Source organism: Sphingomonas sp., assembly GCF_031380695.1.
GTDB lineage: Bacteria > Pseudomonadota > Alphaproteobacteria > Sphingomonadales > Sphingomonadaceae > Sphingomicrobium.
Genome location: NZ_JANMWY010000053.1, coordinates 1 through 8774 on the forward strand (window position 1 = coordinate 1; position 8774 = coordinate 8774).

General features: G+C 61.3%; 8 protein-coding genes and 1 tRNA gene. 2 read left to right on the forward strand and 7 right to left on the reverse strand.

Going from position 1 to position 8774, the window contains the following annotated elements; all coding sequences use genetic code 11:
• Both RMN84_RS02240 and RMN84_RS02245 read right to left on the reverse strand, forming a co-directional pair.
• Nucleotides 1–591 (reverse strand): acyl-CoA dehydrogenase family protein (locus RMN84_RS02240; RefSeq protein WP_309610583.1); only part of this gene is annotated, 591 nt, incomplete at its 3' end.
• A gap of 10 nt (nt 592–601) precedes the next feature.
• A complete protein-coding gene (locus RMN84_RS02245) occupies nt 602–1798 on the reverse strand; it encodes an acyl-CoA dehydrogenase family protein (protein WP_309610584.1) in 1197 nt (398 codons plus the stop codon).
• 725 nt (nt 1799–2523) lie between these two features.
• Here RMN84_RS02245 and RMN84_RS02250 point away from each other — a divergent pair.
• Nucleotides 2524–2609, forward strand: a tRNA-Tyr gene (locus RMN84_RS02250).
• A 315-nt stretch (nt 2610–2924) separates the two neighbouring features.
• On the opposite strand, the gene RMN84_RS02255 is transcribed toward RMN84_RS02250, so the two are convergent.
• Genes RMN84_RS02255 through RMN84_RS02270 form a run of 4 tightly spaced genes read right to left on the reverse strand, consistent with a single transcriptional unit; the run spans nt 2925 to nt 7769 of the window.
• A complete protein-coding gene (locus RMN84_RS02255; protein WP_309610585.1) occupies nt 2925–4211 on the reverse strand; it encodes an NAD(P)-binding domain-containing protein in 1287 nt (428 codons plus the stop codon).
• Nucleotides 4208–5113, reverse strand: coding sequence for an alpha/beta hydrolase (locus RMN84_RS02260; RefSeq protein ID WP_309610586.1), 906 nt, complete (start codon nt 5111–5113; stop codon nt 4208–4210). Before RMN84_RS02260 ends, RMN84_RS02255 begins: the two co-directional genes overlap by 4 nt.
• Before the next feature lie 17 nt (nt 5114–5130).
• Nucleotides 5131–6726, reverse strand: a complete 1596-nt coding sequence (locus tag RMN84_RS02265) for an NAD(P)/FAD-dependent oxidoreductase (RefSeq protein WP_309610587.1) — start codon at nt 6724–6726, stop codon at nt 5131–5133.
• Nucleotides 6723–7769, reverse strand: a complete 1047-nt coding sequence (locus RMN84_RS02270; protein WP_309610589.1) for a CoA transferase — start codon at nt 7767–7769, stop codon at nt 6723–6725. Before RMN84_RS02270 ends, RMN84_RS02265 begins: the two co-directional genes overlap by 4 nt.
• Before the next feature lie 119 nt (nt 7770–7888).
• On the opposite strand from RMN84_RS02270, the gene RMN84_RS02275 reads away from it, so the two are divergent.
• On the forward strand, nt 7889–8629 hold the full coding sequence (locus RMN84_RS02275; RefSeq protein ID WP_309610588.1) for an SDR family oxidoreductase: 741 nt from the start codon (nt 7889–7891) through the stop codon (nt 8627–8629).
• Between the two features lie 2 nt (nt 8630–8631).
• On the opposite strand, the gene RMN84_RS12270 is transcribed toward RMN84_RS02275, so the two are convergent.
• Complete coding sequence (locus tag RMN84_RS12270) at nt 8632–8766, reverse strand: hypothetical protein (RefSeq protein WP_405051421.1); 135 nt, start codon at nt 8764–8766, stop codon at nt 8632–8634.
• Between the last annotated feature and the right edge of the window lie 8 nt (nt 8767–8774).

The following is an 8774-nucleotide window of genomic DNA, read 5'->3' on the forward strand; positions in this document are numbered from 1 at the left end:
GACACAGGGGTAGCCCCGGACGGAGAGACCTTCGGCACCGGCAGGCACGAGGAACAGCGAAATCCCATCCGCCTCATCGACCGCTCCCGATGTCCGCACCGACACGAGCAGGGCCGACGCCCCCTCAGCGTCGCGGATGACCGCCTTCGTGCCATCAACGATCCACTCGTCCCTGTCGCGCCGCGCGCGGGTCGTGACGTAATGCTGGTCGTAACCGGCCTCGGCCTCCTCATGGGCGAAGGCGATTACGCTCGTTCCGCCGATGATCGCCTCGACCACGTCCGCGCGCCCGGCCGCTGCCAGCGCCCGCCCGGCCATCAGCGCCGACAGGAATGGCTCGGCGACCAGCCCGTGGCCGAGCTGCTCGAACACGACCATGAGGTCGAAGCCGCCGCCGCCGAACCCGCCCTGATCCGCAGTGAACAGCGCACCGATCACGCCCAACTCGGCAAAGCGCGCCCATAAAGCGGGGTCATATCCTGGGGCCGTTTTTGCCGCCTTGGCCCGAACGAACGGACCGCAATTCTCCGCCACGAACCGCTGCAGCGTATCACCTAGCATCCGCCGGTCGTCGCTATGGCTGAAATCCATCAGGCCGGTCCTAAAGCTGGAGGATCATCTTGGAGATGATGTTCTTCTGGATCTCGTTCGATCCGCCATAGATCGAGAGTTTACGCAAGTTCAGGTAGTGCGGCGTGACCGAAGCCGCTTCGTCTGGACCGATCGGGGCGTCGTTATGCCCCTCGTCCAGCGCTTCTGGCACGAACGGCTGGGCGTGCGGCCCGAGCGCGCGGCGCGCTAGCGAACTGATCTCCTGTCGCAGTTCCGTCCCCTTGATCTTGAGCATCGAACTTTCTGCCCCGGGCGCGCCGCCCCCGGCGACCGCCGCCAGCACCCGCATCGTCGTCGTCGACAAATTGGCGAGCTCGATCTCCGCCCGCGCCAGACGGGCGGCGAACAGGGCGTCGTCGATGAGCAGCTTGCCGCCACGTTTCTGCTTCGCCGCCAACGCTTTGAGCCACGCCAGCGCCGTCGTCGAGCTGCCGATCATCGCCATGCTGGTCCGCTCATAGGTCAGCAGATATTTGGCATAGGCCCAGCCGCGATCCTGCTCGCCGACCAGATTCTCGGCCGGCACGCGGACATCGGTGAAGAATATCTCGTTGACCTCATGATCGCCGTCGAGCGTGATGATCGGTCGCACTTCGACCCCCGGCGTCGCCATGTCGACCAGCAGAAAGGAAATCCCCTCCTGCCGCCGACCGGTCTCGGCCGTACGGACCAGCGCGAAGATCATGTTGGCGTATTGGCCGAGTGTGGTCCATGTCTTCTGACCGTTGACGACATAATCGTCGCCGTCGCGCACCGCGCGGGTCTTGAGCGCGGCGAGGTCGGACCCCGCCCCCGGCTCCGAATAGCCCTGACACCACCAGTCGGACCCGTCGAGCATGCGCGGCAGCCAGTGGTGCTTCTGTTTTTCGCTACCATATTTCAGCAATACCGGGGCGAGCATGCTGAATCCGAAGGGGACGACGCGCGGCGCGTGGGCGAGGTTGGACTCCAGATCGAAGATGTAACGCTCGACCACATTCCAGCCGGTCCCGCCCCAATCGACCGGCCAGTGTGGCGCAAGCCAGCCCCGCGCATTGAGGATCGCCTGCCATTCCTCTTGGTCGGACTTGCTCAGCCCTTGGCCACGCCGCACCCGATCGGTAAAGCGCAGCGGCAAGGACTCGGCGAAGAACTGGCGGACTTCGGTTCGGAACGCCTCTTCCTCGGGCGTGAAACTCAGGTCCACCGTTGTGCTCCTCTTACTTCGCCGGTACGAATCAGCGCGACCGTTGATCGATCCCGTCCTGCCATCGGACCCTCTTAAAGAAGGAAGTTGGCAGGCGGCGTCAACCGGCTAGCCGAAAATTTCGAATGCAATCGAGGCGCATAGCGGGGGCGACGTTCACCTATGCTCCGGTCCTGTTGGGCGGAATGTTTCAAGCTGACCGGCAACCAGTCGCCGATGACTGGCTTATGCCGGGTTCGTGAACCAGCCCCACCTTGAAAAGCTGGAAATGGATCGCTTTATCGCGCGCGATCGGATCGACCATTTCCGGCTGAAACCACTTTCCCCGATCAACACGCTGCAGCTTAATGCGCGGTGCCGTCGCAGCGGAGGGGCTCGGCCTGCTCACGCCCTACGTCGCGCACATCTTCCTCAATATGTGGTCCGGGACCTCAACCTCGACAACCCAACACTGGTCGCGGTTCGGTCGACCTGATTCTTGCCGCGTCGCAATAGCCGGGCGTCAAGCAGCGGCGGCTCGACAATAGCCACGCGGTTTTCAACCACGGTATCTTCGGCCGCCCGATTGCTAATCCAGAAAGAACTGTATTTCGGCAAGGGCCGACTGCGCAACGTGGAGAAGGAGATGTGCGCACACGTCGATCCTGGCCGCCTGTTGGCACATCCGTGCCCCTGCCCGGCGTTGACACTCCGGCCGCACCCCTTAAGGGAACGCCTCGCCTCGTGGAGAGGTGGCCGAGTGGTTAAAGGCAGCAGACTGTAAATCTGCCCGGGTTTCCGTACGCTGGTTCGAATCCAGCCCTCTCCACCAAGACGTGCTGCCAAGGTGACAAAACCAAGTTTATCTTCCTGGCGCTTGCCCGCGACCGCATCGCGACAGGCAGCGCCTCGGGCGCGGTGGCGCTCGTGTTCCCCAACAACCAATCCTTGGGCGGATGAGTGTGGCGCCCGGCAGCAATCCAGTTCCGAGCCCGATCAAGGCCATGCGGGGACCAAAGAACGCCGCTTTGCAGCACCGTCGGTGTCCCTTCAGCAACCACGATGCTGAGCGTGATGAGCGCACTAGCTGATCACCCTCCTGGCAATTGCTCGGAACATCCAAGCTCGCAGCAGGCTCGTGAGGGGATCATGGGCCGCGGCCTCTGTAGTCAGTCGCAAGCAATTTGCGATAACGGCGCGGATCGAGTTCCAGACCGTAACGCGGCGAGTCGGGGAATTGTGTCGCGGTCCATGCGCGTTCGATCGCGATGGCGCGCCGCATGCCGGCCTCCGCAGGGCGCTTAACGGCGCCGGTCACGAGTGCCGCGATATATTTGGCCTGATCATCCATCATCCGGATGTTGCTGCCTCCGGTAACATCGAAAAACCCAATGAAATAGAGCCGAGCATTGGCGGGGTGCGCGACGCGATTGTACAGATTGACGTGCGTCGTCCCCGCTTCGACCGGCGAAAGCGCTTCCGACAAGAAAGGGATTTCGGTATTATAGCCCGTCGCGGCGATGATGCTGTCGAAGGCTTCGGTCGTCCCGTCGGTAAAGCTGACTTGCCTGCCAGTCACGTTGGCGATGCCGGGTTTTACCGATACCCGCCCCCATGCAATTTGCGAGATCAGGGTCGGATGACTGATCGGATGCGTGCGGGTCTTCGGGGTTCGAAACCCCCATTGCTCCATTCGTCCGTGGAACATGCGCGTCAGCATTGTCCGCAGCCAGATACGCATTCGCCACGGCATGAAGGGCCGCTCGAGCTTCAGGAAGATGCGCGAATTGGGCACGCCGAACATCATGCGCGGCATGATCAGAACGGGCGAGCGTGCCGACAGGACGGTTTTCTGGGTAACAGTGCAGACATCGGCGGCGATATCGACCCCGCTGTTACCGGGACCGATTACGAGCACCCGCTTGTCGGCGTAGGGCGCGGGCGTACGATAGGCATGGGCGTGGACATAATCGCCTGTAAAGCCATCGACTTGGAGCGGATGCCGCGGCACGCTTTGATGACCGGTCGCAACGACGACCCCGTCGAATACCGCTGTCTCGTCCGAATCGAGCAGGATTTGAAACTTTTCGCCGTCCGGCTCGACTGTCTTGATGCGACACCCGAACCGCACGTGGGGAGTCAGGCCGAAATAATCGGCGTAGCGTTCGAAGTAGCGGCTCATTTCGGCATGATCGGGATAGAGCGGCGCATCGTCGGGAAACGGAAAGTCGATGAAACTGCTGACTTTCGCTTCGGAATTGATGTGAAGCGATTTATAGGCAGGGCTCATCCCGCTGTCATTGTCATAAACCCACAGCCCGCCGACTTTCGAGCCCGCTTCGAAAATCGTGACGTCCACACCTTTCGCGGTGAGATATTTCGCCGCGCACAGCCCACCTGCCCCGGCACCGATGATGGCGAAATGCCGCGTCATCGTGTCGCTTTCAGCCAGGCGCAGGCGGCGTCGAGTGCCTCGTCGGATCGATCGAGCATGCCCACCCACGACATGAAGCCGTGATTCATGTCGGCGTAGCGCACAAGTTTGGTCTCGACACCTGCATTCGCCAGCTTGGATGCCAATTGCTCGCCCTCGTCGCGAAGCGGGTCATAGGCAGCCGTCATAATATATGTCGCGGGGAGGCCCGTAAAATCGATCGCCCGTAAGGGCGACGCCTGGGGATCCGCCCCTTCCTCTGCATCATTCAGATAATGGTCCCAGAAATAGTGCATCGCCTCAGCAGTCAGCCCCCAACCTTCGCCGCGTTCGGCGTAGGAGGCTGGCGGGGGGTCGGGGTAATTGGTCACGGGGTACATCAGGATTTGCGCCGCGATCTTGCGCGCACCCGCTTCGCCCATTCGCATAGAAGTCACGATTGCCATGGTTCCGCCCGCGCTATCGCCGGCGAGCACATGCGCCTCTGCGTTGCCTCCAAAACTCTCAGCATTTTCCGACACCCAAAGCGCAGCGGCGAGACAGTCGTCGGGTCCGGCCGGAAACTTGTTTTCGGGCGCGAGCGCATAATCGATCGACACGACCACTGCCCCCGCGCGCAGGCACATCTGCCGACACAGGCCGTCATGCGTATCGACGCTGCAAATCACAAAACCGCTACCGTGAAAGAATGTGATCACGGGATGTCCATCATCGAGGTCCGGTCGGTAGATACGGACCCGGATCTCACCGCGCGGACCGGGAATCATCCGGTCCACGACATGCGCAACCGGCGGCCGCGGCCCTCGGGCGGATCGCCCAAGATCAGACGCGCGGATCTCGTCGGGGGTGAAGGATTGCAGCGGCGGAAAACCGGCGCCCTTGTCGAGCATCGCCTGAAGCATGGGATGAAGCGCTATCGTCATCGAATCTCAAACCCTGCATAACCGTCGGCGGCAACCTGGTCACAAATATCGCGATAGCGGCCGATGCCGCCGACGAACGGCAAGAAGATGCGGGGTTTGCCGGGAATATTTGACCCATTGTACCAGGAGTTGGCTTTGGGAAAGAGCGTCAGGTCCGCTTCATCGTTGACGCGCTGAACCCAGCTATCCTCCGCCGACGTGACTGGCTCGATCGTCGCCGCGCCGTTCGCGGCGAGATGCGTGATACAATCGGCAATCCAATCGACATGCTGCTCGATCCCGACCACCATGTTGACGAGCACCGAGGGACTGCCGGGGCCGGTGATGACAAACAGGTTTGGAAAACCCGCGCTCATCAGGCCCAGATAGTTTCGCGGTCCGCTCGCCCATTTGTCCTTCAGAGCTAAACCCCCTCGCCCGCGAATGTCGATCCGTGCCAACGCACCGGTCAGCGCGTCATAGCCGGTCGCACAGACGATTACGTCGAAGTGTGCCGTGTTCTCGGTTGTCTCAATCGCCCCGCATGTCACCTTGACAATCGGCGTTGCGCGAAGGTCAACGAGGGTCACATTCGGGCGATTATAGGTCGCATAATAATCCGAGCCGACGCAGATCCGTTTTGTCCCGATTGGATGATCGGTGGGGCTCAGTCGGTCGGCAATTCCAGGGTCGTCGACGATGTCGCGGATGCGGGCGCGGACAAAATAGGCGGCAGCGTCGTTGGCCGCCTGATCGGTGAAGATGTCGTTGAACGCATGCACGAAATTGACGCCGCCACCGTCCCAACGCCGAGCCAGCTCGGTCTCGCGCTCGGCGGCGGACAGATCGGCTGAACGCTTGTCGCTGAACTCGTAAAGCGAGCCCACCCGTTTCGCGAGCGCGCGGTGCTCGGCGTAGCGCGCCTTCCATGCCGCCGACGCCTCGGGATCAAGCGGACGGTTCTTTGCCGAGACGACGAAATTGGGTGTCCGCTGGAACACAGTGACGTGGGCGGCCTGCTCGGCAATAATCGGGATCGATTGGACCCCAGACGACCCAGTTCCGACGACCGCGACACGCTTTCCCGAAAAATCGACGCCATCACGCGGCCAGTCCCCCGTGTGATAAATCGCGCCGCCAAATGTTTCGATTCCCGGAAAATCGGGCAGACGGGTGACCGACAACGACCCGCTTGCCATGATGCAATAGCGGGCAAAGACCTGAGTGCCGGTATCCGTCCGCACATCCCAGAGATTCGTCTGCTCATCGAACCGCGCCGAAACTACCCGCGTCTCAAACTCGATGTCGCGCCGCAGGGCGAAGCGGTCGGCAACATGCCGAAGATAGCTCAGGATTTCGGGCTGAGTCGCGTAGCGCTCCGTCCATTCCCATTCCTGCTCCAAGGCCTGGGAGAACGAATATGAGTATTCCAGGCTCTGAACGTCGCAGCGAGCGCCGGGATAGCGGTTCCACTGCCACACGCCGCCGACATCGTGTGACGCTTCGAATGCCTGTGCTGTCAATCCAGCCATGCGCATCTGGTAAAGGGCATAAAGGCCCGCAAAGCCCGCGCCGACGATCACGACGTCCACATGATGCGCCGCCGTCGTCAAGGGGATGGCATTTCGAGAAGTGGCGGTCGAAGCCCGGTCGTTTCGCCATCGAACTTCGCGGGGAACAGCGCTTGCCCATTTGGCACGAGTCCCCTTTCAGCGATCTGCGGTGATGTCAGCGCCTCGCCAAGATCAAGGACCGGCGAAAGGCAGCAGTCGACGCCGTCGAAGCGGTCGTTCGCTTGATCGAACGTCATCCCCGCGAAGAATGCGGCAACGTCGGCGATCAACGTCAACTGCGGCACCGCCTCGGTCTGGCGGAGGATCCAGTCATGGCGCTCGGCCGCCTCGCAGAATGTGCGCCAGAACTTTGGTTCAACCGCGCCGAGCATGATGTGCCGCGCATCGGCCGTCGGATACACTTGATAATAGGCAGCGCCCCCGTTGAGATAGTAGGATCGCGGCTTGGGCACGGTGCCATTGGTCGCCCACTCGGCGATTTGGAGCAATTGCAGCGGCATCAGCGCGTCGGCGAGACCAAGGTCGATGTGAACCCCAACACCTGAGGCGTGACGACTATTGAGGGCAGCAAGGATTGCGATGACCGCAAACAAGGCGCCTGACATGTCAGCCACAGGCGGATCGAAGAAGGCCGGCTGCTCGGTACCATTGCGGTCCATGATTCCGGAGCCGGCAAGATAGATTCCGTCATGCCCGGCAACTTCGGCGAGTGGCCCCGTTGGTCCGTAGCCACTGATCGAACAGTAGATTAGCTCGGGCCTGCGAAGTTTCAGCGTCTCATAATCAAGACCGAGACGTTGCATGACACCGGGTCGAAAGCCTTCGATCAATATGTCGGCACCCCCAATTCGATCGAGTAAAGCAGCGCGGCCTGCGTCGCTTTTCAGGTCTAGCCGAAGTACCGATTTCGACGCGTTGAGAGCGTCGTAGAAGATCGGTTGACCCTCCGAATCGAGTGGTCCAAGCGCTCGCATACCATCGCCGTTCGGCGGCTCGAACTTCAGGACTTCGGCACCCAAGTCCGCGAGCATCAGGCTGGCGAACGGACCCGGGATATATTGTGAGAGATCGATGACCTTCACGCCTGACAGGAAAGTCCGGACTCTCGTCAAAACGCCACACCCTCCTCACCATTTCATTTCTCGAACTTTGCAGAAATATACGCTATGCGTCAACACCTGTGTTGAATTAGGGGGGTTAGATGGCGGGGCGGCTGGCCGGTAAGCACGCGATCGTTACCGGTGGTGGCCAAGGTATCGGCCGGGCAACCGTCGAGCGGTTCGTAGCGGAGGGTGCGCACGTCACCGCGCTCGATATCAATGTCGCCGCGCTGGCCGACCTTCACAATAGCTGCGGCTGCGCGACACATGCCATTGATTTGACAGACAAAGCGGCGATCGCCGGGTTCGCGACGGTGGTGGGCGAGGTCGATGTCATGTTCCTGTGCGCGGGCTATGTTGCGACCGGCACGATCCTGGACTGCGACGATGACGATTGGACGTTGTCGTTCGACCTCAATGTGTCGGCGATGTACCACATGATCCGCGCCATCCTGCCCGCTATGCTCACGCGACGGGCCGGGTCGATCATTACGATGTCATCGGTCGCCAGCTCGGTGCGGGGGATTTCCGATCGCTTTGTTTATGGGACGACGAAAGCAGCCGTCATTGGTCTCACCAAGGCGATCGCCGCCGACTTCGTGGGCCAGGGCTTAAGATGCAATGCGATATGTCCAGGAACAGTACTGACGCCCTCACTTGAGGATCGCATGCATGCCACGAGCGACTATGATGCGACGCGCGCGGCATATGTCGCGCGTCAACCGATCGGACGGTTCGGCGAAGCGCAGGAAATAGCCGAACTCGCGGTTTTCCTTGCGAGCGACGAATCTTCGTTCACGACGGGCCAGTGCCACATTATCGATGGCGGCTGGTCGAACTGAAGTCATCGCGTGACGACGAGCCCGCCCAGAACCATGTCGGCATAAGTTTTTCCGATTTCGTCGGCGCTGACGTCACTTTCGTGCGGGCGAAACCAACGATGCGTCCAGCCGACCAGACCCAATATGCCATAGGCCACAACGTGCG